The sequence below is a fragment of the Limnobacter litoralis genome (assembly GCF_030160455.1).
Taxonomy (GTDB): domain Bacteria; phylum Pseudomonadota; class Gammaproteobacteria; order Burkholderiales; family Burkholderiaceae_B; genus Limnobacter; species Limnobacter litoralis.
In genome coordinates, this window is sequence record NZ_BSOJ01000009.1 from 118,911 (window position 1) to 131,783 (window position 12,873).

Below are 12,873 nucleotides of genomic sequence, written 5' to 3' on the forward strand. Positions count from 1 at the left end.
ATGCCACGATTCGCCATGGGCCTTCGGTACGATGGGTCTGCATTTGAAGGATGGCAGACCCAACCCCATCGCAACACTGTACAAGACACCGTGCAGGCGGCCATTGCAAAAATTGCTGGTCACAATGTGACGGTGTATTGCGCCGGCCGAACAGACACAGGCGTGCACGCCCGCCAACAGCTGGTGCATTTTGACACCGAGGCCGTCCGGCCCGTGTCGGCCTGGGTCCGGGGCGTCAACAATTTCTTGCCCAGCAGCGTGGCAGTCACCGGGGTGAAGCCGATTGATCCAGCGTTTCACGCCCGCTTTTCCGCGTTTGCCAGAACCTACCGGTACTATTTTTATTCATCGCCTGTCGAGGATCCGTTTCGTCCATTTATGACCTGGGTACATTACCCTTTGAATCTGGAAGCCATGCGGAAGGCGAGCCAATGCTTGATCGGCACCCACGATTTCAGTGCATTTCGGGCTTCTCAATGTCAGGCCAAATCCCCTGTTAAAACACTCGATCGTGTTGAGCTGGTTGATCTTGGGGAAAGCTGCTACCTTGAAGTCCATGGGAACGCGTTTCTCCATCACATGGTGCGAAACATGGTGGGTGCCCTGATGGAAGTGGGTCTTGGACGTGAGAGCGAGGATTGGGTGCAAGAAGTGCTGGCATCCCGAGACCGCTCAAAGGCCGCCAAAACCTGGCCTGCGCGTGGATTGACCCTCTGGGAAGTGCATTACCCGTCGCATTTTGAGGTGTCTGAATTATTTGATGTACGTTTTGTGGAAGCGTGAGGCCCATTCATGCAGAAAACCATGGCGAGAACCCGAATCAAGATCTGTGGCCTGAAAACGGCGCAGGCTGTGTCAGCTTGTGTGGCCGCTGGCGCAGATGCGGTCGGGTTTGTATTTTATCCACCTTCACCCAGAGCTGTGGTGCCAGACCTGGCGGCCGACCTGGCTTCGGGTTTGGGCGCTTGGCAAACCCCGGTGGCTTTGTTTGTGAATCCGGAACCCACTTTGGTCAACGAAGTCATTCGGAAAATACCGCAAGTGCTATTGCAGTTTCACGGCGATGAATCTCCGGATTTTTGTGAGTCGTTTGGACGGCCCTATCTGAAGGCTGTCCGTATGAAGGATGGCGTGGATGTCATCAAGGAAAGTCGTCGATATGGGCGTGCGCAGGCGCTGTTGCTGGATTCCTGGAGTGATCAATATGGTGGAAGTGGGCACGCTTTCGACTGGACTTTGTTACCTCGACAAAGCGAAATGTCTCAGCCTTTGGTATTATCCGGGGGGTTGAGCGCAAATAACGTGGAGATGGCAATTTCGCAGGTTGCACCCTATGGGGTCGATGTGTCCAGCGGGGTTGAAAGCGCACGGGGCGTTAAAAGTGAATCCTTGATTGAGTCTTTTTGTCGGGCTGTCCAGCTTGCGGATTTCAATCAGGTGGCCAATCGCATGTAAAGAGTAGTAGCAATGAACAAACCCTATGATTTTCCAGATGCATCTGGTCATTTCGGACCTTATGGCGGAACTTTTGTCTCAGAGACGCTGGTTCACGCCTTGGAAGATCTGAAAGAAAAATACGCGTTTTATCAACACGATGAAGCGTTTTTGGCCGAATTTCGTGACGAACTGAAGCATTTCGTGGGTCGTCCCAGCCCCGTTTACCATGCCAAACGCTGGTCCAGCATGCTGGGCGGTGCCCAGATTTATTTCAAGCGTGAAGACCTGAACCACACGGGTGCCCACAAGATCAACAATTGCATCGGGCAGGCCCTGTTGGCCAAGCGTCTCGGAAAGCCAAGGGTTATTGCCGAAACCGGTGCCGGGCAACACGGTGTAGCCACCGCCACCATTGCTGCGCGGTACGGTTTGAAATGCGTGGTGTACATGGGCCAGGAGGATGTGGCCAGGCAAGCGCAGAACGTGTTCAGGATGAAGCTGCTGGGTGCAGAGGTGGTTCCGGTGACTTCTGGATCCAAAACCCTGAAAGACGCCCTGAACGAGGCCATGCGCGATTGGGTCACCAACGTCGAGGACACGTTTTACATCATCGGCACTGTGGCCGGGCCACACCCTTACCCAATGATGGTTCGCGATTTCCAAAGCGTGATCGGGCATGAGTGCATTGAGCAGATGCAAGAACAGGTTGGTCGCCAGCCCGATTACGTGTTGGCATGTGTGGGCGGCGGCTCCAATGCCATGGGCATTTTTTACCCTTATTTGAATGTCGAGGGCGTTCGTTTGGTCGGCGTAGAGGCTGGTGGGGATGGCATTGAGACTGGGCGTCATGCGGCGTCCCTGTCTGCAGGTTCCCCCGGCGTGCTTCACGGCAACCGCACCTATTTGCTGCAAAGCGACGACGGCCAGATTATTGAGACGCACTCTGTGTCCGCGGGTCTTGATTATCCAGGTGTTGGCCCTGAGCACGCCTGGCTCAAAGACACCCACCAGGCAGAGTACGTCAGCATTACAGACAAAGAAGCCTTGCAGGCGTTTCACGATTGCTGCCGCATTGAGGGCATCATTCCTGCGCTGGAAAGCAGCCATGCGCTGGCCCAGGCTGCGAAAATGGCTGCCGGTCTCGACAAAGACCAGATCATTCTCGTCAATTTGTCGGGACGTGGTGACAAAGACATGCACACAGTCGCCCGCATGAGCGGAGCCGAGTTTTACTGTCATCCAGACTGCAAGACCGGTCAGGCACGGTCATGCGGCCAATAATTATTTCAGGCAATTGACATGTCAAGAATCAAGCAGACCTTTGAAAGGTTGGCCAAACAGGGGCGAAAGGGTTTGATCCCGTTTGTCACGGGTGGCGACCCGGAGCCAACACACACAGTGGAGGTGCTACTGGCACTGGCCAAAGCCGGTGCCGATGTCATCGAGTTGGGTGTTCCGTTCAGTGACCCCATGGCCGACGGCCCTGTGATTCAGCGATCCAGTGAGCGAGCGCTGTCCAAGGGCATTTCCACCAAAGCCATCCTCGACTATGTGCGCGAGTTTCGCAAGTCGAATCAAGACACACCGATCGTGCTGATGGGATATGCCAATCCCATTGAACGCATGGGTGAGGGCGCGTTTGTTGCCGCCGCACATGACGCTGGGGTAGATGGCGTTCTGGTGGTGGATTACCCGCCCGAGGAGTCCTTGAGCTTTGCAGACCTCCTGAGAAAATCCGGAATGGACCCGATTTTTCTGCTGGCCCCGACCTCGTCTGACGAGCGGATCAAGAAAGTGGCCCAAACAGCCAGCGGTTATGTGTATTACGTTTCCTTGAAAGGTGTAACTGGTGCACAGCACTTGAACACCACGGAAGTCAGTTCCAAACTGCCAGTGATCAGGCAGCACACCCAGGTACCAGTCGGGGTTGGCTTTGGCATTCGCGACGCAGAATCCGCTTGTCGGGTGGCTTCTTCAGCCGATGCTGTGGTCATTGGTTCAGCCCTGATTCAGGCGCTTGAAGCACGCGGTGAACAATCTCCTGCCGACACCGCATACGCATTTCTACACCCCATCAGATTGGCGCTGGACGACGCATACAGTGCCTGAGGGATACAAAAATCATAAGGATGTGACCCAATGAGTTGGTTAGACAAGATCATTCCGCCGCGCATTTCATCGCGCGCACCCGGTGAGGCCGCAAAAAAGAGCGTGCCCGAGGGGCTGTGGGTGAAATGCAAGAGTTGTGACGCAGTGCTTTATCACAACGAGCTTGCCGCAAATGCCATGGTGTGCCCAACCTGCAATTACCACATGCGGATTGGTGCCCGTGCGCGTCTTGACCTGCTGTTTGACGATGACAAGCGTGAAGAAATCGGCCAGGAAGTGGTGCCGATGGACAGCCTCAAGTTCAAGGACAGCAAACCTTACCCCAGTCGCCTGAATGAGGCCAAGCTGGCCACCGACGAGACCGATGCATTGGTTGTGCAGGCGGGCAACATGGGTGGCGAGAAGGTCGTGATTGCCTGTTTCGAATTTGAATTCATGGGCGGCTCGATGGGTTCTGTGGTGGGCGAACGTTTCTGCCGTGGAGTGCAGCGTGCCATTGAATTGAAAGTGCCGTTCATCAGTATCACGGCTTCGGGTGGCGCACGCATGCAGGAGGGCTTGGGGTCGTTGATGCAAATGGCCAAGACCTCCGCCATGCTGGCCAAGCTGGGTCAAGAGGCCTTGCCCTACATTTCCATATTGACCGACCCCACCATGGGGGGCGTGTCAGCAAGCTTTGCATTTTTGGGCGATGTCGTAATTGCCGAGCCCAAAGCCTTGATTGGCTTTGCCGGCCCACGCGTGATTGAGCAGACGGTTCGCCAAACCCTGCCGGAGGGTTTTCAGCGCGCCGAGTTTTTGCTGGAAAAGGGCGCTGTTGACAGCATTGTGGACCGTCGCAACATGAAGCAGACCCTGATTGACCTTTTGGCCATGTTGACCCGAAAGCCAGTCGATTCACCGCATTGATTCAAACAGGAAGGTAGTACCACGTGCATTCAATCCCGACCGAAAATTCATCTTTGGGTGAGTGGCTGTCCTATCTGGAGGCCATTCACAGCAAACCGATTGACATGGGCCTGGAGCGGGTTCACGAAGTTCGGCAGCGCTTGAATTTGAATCCGTCCTGTCTGGTGTTTACCGTGGCTGGAACCAATGGCAAGGGTTCAACCTGTGCCATGCTTGAGAGCATTTTGGTGCAGGCTGGTTACAAAGTGGGTTTGTACACCTCGCCGCATTTGCTGCGCTTTACCGAGCGTGCCCGCATCAATGGTCAGGAAATTGCCGAGGCAGACCTGGTGAAGGCCTTTGCGCGTGTTGAACAGGCCCGCAATGCAGCACCCTCTGTCATTTCACTGACCTATTTTGAGTTCACAACCCTGGCGATCGTGTTGCACTTTGCGGGGCTTGAGCTAGACGCCATGGTGCTTGAGATCGGTCTTGGTGGCCGATTGGATGCGGTTAACGTGTTTGATCCTGACTGTGCGATTTGCACCAGTGTAGACCTGGATCATCAGGCCTTTTTGGGCAACGACCGGGAAAGCATTGGTCGGGAAAAGGCCGGTGTATTCAGACCCGGAAAGCCCGCGGTTGTCAGCGACCCCAGCCCGCCTGCCAGCGTGATCAAACATGCCAACGACATTGGCGCGGATCTGTGGTTGTTCGGTCGTGATTTCAACTACAGCGGTGACAAGCAACAATGGGCCTACGGTGGCCGCGGAATGCGCAGGGCTGCGCTGGCTTATCCCGCCCTGCGGGGTGCGAACCAGTTGCTGAATGCATCAGCCGCCATTGCCGCGCTGGAAACCGTACGCGACCGCTTGCCTGTGCCAGCGCAAGCCATTCGGCAAGGCCTCTTGCTGGTTGAATGGCCGGGGCGCTTTCAGGTGTTGGCTGGTCAGCCAACCATCGTGCTGGATGTGGGCCACAATCCACACGCCGCAGCCCACCTTCGTGAAAGCCTAGACAACATGGGGTTTTTCCCCTTCACGCACTGCATTTTCGGCATGTTGGCCGACAAGGACGCCGTGGGCGTGGTACGGGCTTTGAAGGACCGCATTGACCACTGGCACTTGGTGCCGACCGAGGGAGATCGCGGTCGCAGTGCAGACCAGTTGAGGTCGGTGGTTGAGCAGGAAGTGGGCAGTGCGGAGGCATTCGACTGGGAAGCCAATGCCCAGGCGCTTAAAAAAGGCGGAATTGCTCGCCAAGCGCCAGAAAAATCTGTTCAGACATACGCCAGTGTGGATGAAGCTTACCGTACGGTCACTCAGGCCGCGGCGGCGAGTGATAGAATTCTGGTTTTCGGATCTTTTGTGATCGTCGGGCAGGCCTTGCTCGTGCGTGAAGCGCTGAAAAAATCAAACCATTGATTAATAACCTGAGGTGTCCGTGAGTTCCAATCCACGTACTGGCAGCAAAAACAAAGTCAATAACGATCCCGTTGATGAGTTGAAGCGCCGTTCGAGACGTCGATTGGTTGGGTCAATCGCGCTGTTTCTTTTTGCGATTATCGTGGTGCCTGCGCTGGTCGAGAAAGAACCCGCCAAAAAGGACGCTCCCGTTGAACTGGTGGTGCCCTCACGTCCGAATTCGGACCCCAAGGCTGATTTTGCAAACAACGAGGGTGTGGCAGACACAAAAGCGGCGAAGCCGACCCTTGATGAACCCGCTTCCAATTCTGTAGCGCCTGATTCGAAACCCACTGCTGCAAGCGAAAAGCCATCCGCCCCAGAGGCACCAAAAGTGGCGACAGCACCAAAAGCGGAGCCAGCGCCAAAAGCGGAGCCCGTACCCAAGCCCGCACCCGAAGTGAAGTTTGATGCCAAGCCGCTCGCCAAGACTGAGGCCCCCAAAGAAACAAAGCCAGTACCCAAGGCTGAACCCAAAGTGGAACCCAAGGTTGAACCTGCCAAGCCCACTGAGGACCCGATTGCCAAGTTTGCACAAGGTGAAGTGTTGTGGGTGCAGGTGACTGCCCTGAAAGACGGCGCTCATGCCGAACAGATTCGAAGTGAATTGGTCAGCAAAGGGTTTCCAGCGAAAGTGGAGTCCGTGAGTGCGGGCGCAAGCAAGGTGTACCGGGTCAGGGTCGGACCTCTGGCAGGTCAGGACAAAGCCAATCAGACCAAGGCGGCCTTGGCCAAGCAGGGTTACAACGGCAGGGTGGTTCAGTGACGGTCTTTGATTACATTGCCATTGCGATTGTCGGTTTGTCGGTGGTGTTGGGTCTGTTCCGTGGCATGGTCAAAGAGGTTTTGAGCCTGGCAAATTGGATTTTGGCCTTTTGGCTGGCGAATCATTATGGCGATCGTCTGGTTGTTTACCTGGATTGGGCAGAAGGTTTGAGCCCTGCCATGAAGGCGCTGGTGGGTTGTGCGGGCACTTTCTTTGCCGCGATGATCGTTGGTGCCATACTGATCGGGCTATTGGGAAGAATTGTGTCTGCGGCCGGACTGGGTTTCGCAGACAGGGGTTTGGGCGGCATGTTTGGTGCTGCCCGGGGTTGTTTTATTGTATTGGTGCTTGTGACAGCGGCGGGTTTCACTTCACTTCCGAAAATGCCATTCTGGACGCAGGCCAAGTTGTCTCCTGTGGCGGTGGATGTCATCAAGGAAGTCAAGCCGCATTTGCCGGAAACAGTGGCCAAGTGGGTTCGCTATTAGGAGAGTTCAATGTGCGGGATAGTCGGTGTATCCGGTTTTTCTCCAGTTAATCAAATGCTTTACGACAGCCTGTTGCTGTTGCAGCACCGCGGCCAGGATGCCGCTGGTATTGCAACGGGGCATGGCAATGCGTTCAGCATGTTCAAGGGCAACGGCCTGGTTCGGGATGTGTTTCGCACCCGCAATATGCGCTCTTTGTTGGGTAACTATGGCATCGGTCATGTTCGGTATCCAACCGCTGGTTCTGCGTCCAGTTCTGAAGAAGCGCAGCCTTTCTACGTCAATGCGCCCTATGGTTTGGTGTTGGCTCACAACGGTAACCTGACCAACAGTGAGCGCTTGAAAGCAGAATTGTTCAAAAATGATCGGCGCCACATCAACACCAACTCCGATTCCGAAGTGTTGTTGAACGTACTGGCGCACGAGCTTCAATCCAATGCGTCTGGTTATTCTCTGGACCCAGCCACCATTTTCAGGGCTGTTGCCGGCGTGCATGAACGTGCGCGCGGTGCTTACGCCTGTGTGGTTCAAATTGCGGGCTATGGCATTCTGGCGTTTCGGGATCCGCACGGCATCCGGCCTTTGGTGTACGGCAAGCTGGAAACGGAGCAGGGCACCGAGTACATGTTTGCGTCTGAGTCTGTGGCGCTTGCGGGCATGGGCTATGAATTCGTGAGAGATGTTTTGCCTGGAGAGGCCGTCTTTGTGGATGTTGAAGGCAACATTTTCGAGCAGCAATGCGCGAAGAAGTTTTCTTTGAACCCGTGTATTTTTGAGTATGTGTACCTGGCGCGCCCTGACTCCATTATGGATGGCGTCTCTGTGTACGAGGCCCGTGTGAAAATGGGTGAATATCTCGCCGAGCGTGTTCGTGCCGGTGTGCCATCGGGCGAAATTGACGTGGTCATGCCGATTCCTGATTCCAGCCGCCCGGCTGCGCTTGAACTGGCCAACCGCCTGGGTGTGCCTTATCGAGAGGGCTTCATCAAGAACCGTTACATCGGCCGTACCTTCATCATGCCGGGTCAGGCCATTCGCAAGAAGAGTGTGCGTCAGAAGCTGAGTGCCATTGAGTGTGAATTCAAGGGCAAGACGGTGTTGTTGGTGGACGATTCGATTGTGCGTGGAACAACCAGCCGTGAAATCGTGCAGATGGCGCGTGAATCTGGCGCCAAGCGGGTCATTTTTGCGTCGGCAGCGCCCCCCGTGCGCTTTCCGAACGTGTACGGCATTGACATGCCCACGCGCGATGAACTGATTGCATCGGGTCGCACTGACGACGAAATTTGCGCTGAAATTGGCGCAGATGCCCTGTTTTATCAGGACATTGAAGAGATGAAGAAGGCGGTTGCCGATCTGAACCCGACCCTGAAGGTTTTTGACGCGTCTTGCTTTGACGGCACCTACATCACCGGTGACGTGACAACCGAATACCTGGATCGTCTTGAGTACATGCGCAAGCATCCCGAAGTGGTTGAGTCGGGTGGTTTGCAGATGAATCTGGGGTATGCAGCCAACCCTTAACCCTGCCTGATTCCAACTGTTGGATTTGTACAAACCAGTGTGTTTGCTACCTCACATCAGTTAAACTAGGCAACCTGTTGAAATAAAAGCGCGAAATGGTTCGCGCTTTTTATTTGTAGAGAAAATTCATGTCGCTGATCGTACACAAGTACGGTGGAACCTCGATGGGCTCTACCGAACGCATTAAAAACGTGGCCAAGCGAGTGGCCAAATGGCACAGGGCCGGTCATCAAATGGTGGTGGTGCCTTCTGCCATGTCGGGTGAAACGAACCGTCTGATCGGTTTGGCCAAGGAAATTCAAAGCGAGCCAGATCCGCGTGAGCTGGACATGCTGTGCTGCACGGGTGAGCAGGCTTCTGTGGCCCTGCTGGCCATGGCTTTGAAAGCAGAGGGCTTGGATGCCATCAGCTTTTCTGGCTGGCAAGTGCCCATCAAAACCGACAGTGCCCACACCAAAGCCCGCATCGAATCGATTGATGACAAGCGTGTAAGAGAGCACCTGGCCCAGAAGAAAGTGGTCATCATTACCGGCTTTCAAGGCATTGACGAGCAGGGCAACCAGACCACACTGGGTCGGGGTGGCTCTGATACCTCTGCTGTGGCTGTTGCTGCCGCTATGAACGCGGCAGAATGCCTGATTTACACAGACGTAGACGGTGTGTACACCACAGACCCTCGGGTTGTGCCCGAAGCGCGCCGCATGCGTGTGGTGTCATTTGAAGAAATGCTGGAAATGGCCTCGTTGGGGTCCAAAGTGCTGCAAATTCGCTCGGTCGAGTTTGCAGGCAAATACCGCGTGCCCACACGCGTGTTGTCCAGCTTGACTGATCCGATGTGCGACCTGGCCGAAGAGAAGGTGTCTGGCACTTTGATTACTTTTGAGGAAGATGAAAACATGGAACAGGCCGTTGTTTCAGGAATTGCGTTTAACCGCGACGAAGCCAAGGTAACCATTCGTGGCGTGCCCGACAAACCCGGTGTGGCGTACCAGATTCTGGGTCAGGTGGCAGATGCCAACATTGACGTGGACATGATCATCCAGAACCAGGGCACGGACGGCACAACAGATTTCACGTTTACGGTGCATCGCAATGAGTTCAACAAGACCATGGATCTTTTGAAGAACAAGATTCAGGCCAGCGTGCAGGCCCGCGAAATTGCTGGCGACACGGACGTTTGCAAGGTGTCTATTGTGGGTATCGGTATGCGCTCGCATGTGGGTGTGGCCAGCTTGATGTTCAAAACCTTGTCCGAGGAAGGCATCAACATCCAGATGATTTCAACCTCTGAAATCAAGGTTTCTGTGCTGATCAGCGACAAATACATGGAATTGGCAGTGCGCGCATTGCACAAAGCGTTTGGTCTGGAAAAAGAGGCTGCATAAAAGCGCATTCGGTGCTACAAATGGATTGATTCGTTGGTATCCGCACCGAAAACCTGTATAATCCAGACCTTCTGGAGACGTGGCCGAGTGGTCGAAGGCACTCCCCTGCTAAGGGAGCATACCCCATAAGGGTATCGGAAGTTCGAATCTTCTCGTCTCCGCCAAACAAAAAAGCCCACCGCATGCGGTGGGCTTTTTTCATGGGACGTCGGTTCTATTGCAGCTACTTGGCGATGGCCGCAGCCAAATGTGCCAACGCTTCCTGAACCTGGTCAATCAGGATCAGGGTAAGCGAACCGTCCGTCACGTCTTTCAAGGCCAAATCGATGGCCTTGAATTCCCCGCGAATTTCACGAATGGTTTGACCACTGGGTCTGCTTGAAGACTGTGCAATGCCTTGTTGCAGCAGCGCCAGCGTTTCGCCGTCGGGCCGTCCCCGTTGGCAGGCGTCCTCATACAGAATGATGTCATCAAAAAATTCACCAATTCGTCGGCCCTGGTCGATGATGTCGATGTCGCGTCGGTCGCCAGCCGCACTGATGACGATTTGGCGTTTGCTGCTTTTCATGTGCTGCAAGGAGTCGATCAGTGCACCGATGGCATCGGGGTTGTGGCCATAGTCGGCGATGATGGTGCCGTTGTTGTGGTAGAACACGTTCAAGCGACCGGGCACCGTGTTGGGGTCTGAATTGAATGTGGCAAGTGCGCGTTTGACCGTGTCCATGGGCAATTTCAGGCCTGCAGCAGCGGCGATTGCACACATCACGTTCTGGATCTGAAACAGGAAAAGACCGTTGTGGGTTAACGGAATTTCAGACAGGGGAAACTCAGCTTCCTCACCGTCGTGAGACAGGCAAATGCGATCACCTTGCAGCATCAGCACAGATTGGCCTTGTGCCTTGTGCACATTCACGATGGGGTTGTCGGTGCGTGTGGTGAAGAACAGGACGCGCCCCGGGCTGCGCTTGGCCATTTCCACGGTGTGTCGGTCATCCGCGTTTAATACGGCAAGGCCGTTTGGAGATACGTTCTGGATCAGCACGCTTTTCAGCAAGGCCAGGTCTTCAACGCTGTCGATGAAGTTCAGCCCGAGGTGGTCGCCTTCGCCAATGTTGGTCGCGATGCCCACGTCACACATGTCGAATCCCAAACCTTCCCGAAGCATGCCGCCACGGGCGCATTCAAGCACTGCTGCGTCCGCTTCGGGGTGCATGAGTACGCGGTGGGCGCTGCGCGGACCACTGCAATCACCCGTGTCAACCAGGTGGCCGTTGACATAAACGCCTTCGGTCCCGGTGAAGCCAACGCGCATGCCATGGGTGCGTAAAATGTGCTCGATCAGTCGCACTGTGGTGGTTTTGCCATTGGTGCCGGTCACCGCCACCAGTGGAATTCGGGCAGTTTCGTGTGGGGCAAACATGGCAGAGATGACTGCACTGCCCACGTCTCGGGGTTTGCCGAACGAGGGGGCCAAGTGCATGCGCAAGCCGGGTGCAGCGTTGATTTCGATGATGGTGCCACCCTGTTCTTCAAGCGAGCAATTGACCCGTTCGCACACCACGTCTACACCGCAAATGTCGATACCGATCAACTGGGCGGCTTCAACCACGGTGTTGGCCAGTGCAGGGTGTACGTCGTCCGTGACGTCGGTGGCCACACCGCCCGTGCTGAGGTTGGCGTTGTTGCGCAATACCACCCGAACCCCTTTGGGAGGCACGGAATCGGCTTCGAACCCTTGTTTTTGAATGCGGGCAATGGCAATCGCATCGAGCTTGATTTTGCTGAGTGCGCTGCCATGGCCTTCACCGCGCAGCGGATTTTTATTTTCCGTGGCGACCAATTCTGCAATGGTGTGCACGCCATCACCAACCACGGAAGGTGGTTCACGTCGCGCAGCGGCGACCAATTGATTGCCAACCACCAGGAAGCGGTAGTCGTGGCCCGGCACAAAGCGCTCAACAATGGGCACGCCACTGCCAAATTCAACTGCGGTGTCGAAGGCCACCTTCAGGTGATTCTTGTCACGAATGTTGACAGTGACGCCTTTGCCTTGATTGCCGTCATAGGGTTTGATGACCACGGCGCAACCCAATTCATCGAACGCTTCACAGGCCTCTTCATAGGTGTGGACGATGCGGCCTTCAGGCACTGGCAAACCAGCCGCGTGCAGCAGGGTTTTGGTCAGGTCTTTGTCTTGCGCGATGGATTCGGCAATGGCGGAGGTGGCGTCAATTTCAGCAGCCTGAATGCGACGCTGTTTTGAACCCCAGCCCAGCTGGACCAGACTGCCCTTGGTCAATCGTCGAAAGGGGATGCCTTGTGCCACTGCGGCGCGCACAATTGAACCTGTGCTGGGCCCCATTTTGATGTCTTCGTACAGTTCTTTCAGTTCCGCCAATGCGGCTTCAGTGTCGTAGGGTGCGTTGTTCAGTGCGGCATTTAAAATGGCTTCTGCTTTCTTGAGTGCAAGGCGGGCCAGTTCTTCTTCTTCATACTGAACAACGACTCTGAAGGTGCCAGAATTGACGCTGTCGACCACGCGGGTGAACGCAACCGGTGAACCCGCTTCTATTTGCAGGCTCAGTGTCAGCTTGGCCAGAAAGTGAGCCAATGTGACATTGTGCTCAAGGCCTGTGGCCCGAATGGACCCGATGTTCGGCAGCAGGCTGCGGATTCGGGTTTCCAGGGCGTCGTGCCGGTCGTAAATCTGTTCGCTTTCTTCGCAAACCACCAACATTTCGAGGCTGGTGTTTTTGCTCCACAGGTTGGGCCCGCGCAGGGCTCTTGTCCGTTCAATGTGCATGGTGTTCTTC

The 12,873-nt window shown here is 55.2% G+C and carries 11 protein-coding genes and 1 tRNA gene; 11 read left to right on the forward strand and 1 reads right to left on the reverse strand.

The genetic code is table 11. The annotated features are described in order from the left end of the window. The 11 genes from truA (at nucleotide 1) to QQJ87_RS04775 (ending at nucleotide 10,224) form a co-directional block, all read left to right on the forward strand. The gene (truA, locus tag QQJ87_RS04725) at nucleotides 1-783 is read left to right on the forward strand and encodes a tRNA pseudouridine(38-40) synthase TruA (protein WP_284280275.1); all 783 of its coding nucleotides are present in this window, start codon (nucleotides 1-3) and stop codon (nucleotides 781-783) included. Between the two features lie 9 nt (nucleotides 784-792). Continuing rightward, the gene (locus tag QQJ87_RS04730) at nucleotides 793-1,455 is read left to right on the forward strand and encodes a phosphoribosylanthranilate isomerase (RefSeq protein WP_284280276.1); all 663 of its coding nucleotides are present in this window, start codon (nucleotides 793-795) and stop codon (nucleotides 1,453-1,455) included. Nucleotides 1,456-1,467: 12 nt separating this feature from the next. Beyond that, complete coding sequence (gene trpB / locus QQJ87_RS04735) at nucleotides 1,468-2,718, forward strand: tryptophan synthase subunit beta (RefSeq protein ID WP_284280277.1); 1,251 nt, start codon at nucleotides 1,468-1,470, stop codon at nucleotides 2,716-2,718. Between the two features lie 18 nt (nucleotides 2,719-2,736). Further along, the gene (trpA, locus tag QQJ87_RS04740; RefSeq protein WP_284280278.1) at nucleotides 2,737-3,546 is read left to right on the forward strand and encodes a tryptophan synthase subunit alpha; all 810 of its coding nucleotides are present in this window, start codon (nucleotides 2,737-2,739) and stop codon (nucleotides 3,544-3,546) included. A 30-nt stretch (nucleotides 3,547-3,576) separates the two neighbouring features. Then, nucleotides 3,577-4,455, forward strand: a complete 879-nt coding sequence (accD, locus tag QQJ87_RS04745) for an acetyl-CoA carboxylase, carboxyltransferase subunit beta (protein ID WP_284280279.1) — start codon at nucleotides 3,577-3,579, stop codon at nucleotides 4,453-4,455. 23 nt (nucleotides 4,456-4,478) lie between these two features. Continuing rightward, nucleotides 4,479-5,858 (forward strand): bifunctional tetrahydrofolate synthase/dihydrofolate synthase, encoded by a 1,380-nt coding sequence (gene folC / locus QQJ87_RS04750; RefSeq protein WP_284280280.1) that lies wholly within the window; start codon nucleotides 4,479-4,481, stop codon nucleotides 5,856-5,858. 19 nt (nucleotides 5,859-5,877) lie between these two features. Next, the gene (locus QQJ87_RS04755) at nucleotides 5,878-6,663 is read left to right on the forward strand and encodes an SPOR domain-containing protein (protein WP_284280281.1); all 786 of its coding nucleotides are present in this window, start codon (nucleotides 5,878-5,880) and stop codon (nucleotides 6,661-6,663) included. Beyond that, entirely contained in the window at nucleotides 6,660-7,151 is a 492-nt protein-coding gene (locus QQJ87_RS04760; RefSeq protein ID WP_284280282.1) for a CvpA family protein, read from the forward strand. The genes QQJ87_RS04755 and QQJ87_RS04760 overlap by 4 nt, the downstream gene beginning before the upstream one ends. Before the next feature lie 9 nt (nucleotides 7,152-7,160). Beyond that, a complete protein-coding gene (gene purF / locus QQJ87_RS04765) occupies nucleotides 7,161-8,675 on the forward strand; it encodes an amidophosphoribosyltransferase (RefSeq protein ID WP_284280283.1) in 1,515 nt (504 codons plus the stop codon). 128 nt (nucleotides 8,676-8,803) lie between these two features. Further along, nucleotides 8,804-10,060, forward strand: coding sequence for an aspartate kinase (locus QQJ87_RS04770; RefSeq protein WP_284280284.1), 1,257 nt, complete (start codon nucleotides 8,804-8,806; stop codon nucleotides 10,058-10,060). Between the two features lie 73 nt (nucleotides 10,061-10,133). Further along, nucleotides 10,134-10,224: transfer RNA gene (locus tag QQJ87_RS04775), tRNA-Ser, on the forward strand. A 59-nt stretch (nucleotides 10,225-10,283) separates the two neighbouring features. Here the strand turns inward: QQJ87_RS04775 and cphA are convergent. Continuing rightward, nucleotides 10,284-12,863: a cyanophycin synthetase gene (gene cphA / locus QQJ87_RS04780; RefSeq protein WP_284280285.1), complete on the reverse strand. Its 2,580-nt coding sequence runs from the start codon at nucleotides 12,861-12,863 to the stop codon at nucleotides 10,284-10,286. Nucleotides 12,864-12,873: the final 10 nt, after the last annotated feature.

Excerpts from the sequence above, each read along its gene's own strand:
- truA (WP_284280275.1), top strand. The coding sequence starts at position 1 with ATGCCACGATTCGCCATGGGCCTTCGGTACGATGGGTCTGCATTTGAA.
- QQJ87_RS04730 (WP_284280276.1), top strand. The coding sequence starts at position 793 with ATGCAGAAAACCATGGCGAGAACCCGAATCAAGATCTGTGGCCTGAAA.
- trpB (WP_284280277.1), top strand. The coding sequence starts at position 1,468 with ATGAACAAACCCTATGATTTTCCAGATGCATCTGGTCATTTCGGACCT.
- trpA (WP_284280278.1), top strand. The coding sequence starts at position 2,737 with ATGTCAAGAATCAAGCAGACCTTTGAAAGGTTGGCCAAACAGGGGCGA.
- accD (WP_284280279.1), top strand. The coding sequence starts at position 3,577 with ATGAGTTGGTTAGACAAGATCATTCCGCCGCGCATTTCATCGCGCGCA.
- purF (WP_284280283.1), top strand. The coding sequence starts at position 7,161 with ATGTGCGGGATAGTCGGTGTATCCGGTTTTTCTCCAGTTAATCAAATG.
- QQJ87_RS04770 (WP_284280284.1), top strand. The coding sequence starts at position 8,804 with ATGTCGCTGATCGTACACAAGTACGGTGGAACCTCGATGGGCTCTACC.
- cphA (WP_284280285.1), bottom strand. The coding sequence starts at position 12,863 with ATGCACATTGAACGGACAAGAGCCCTGCGCGGGCCCAACCTGTGGAGC.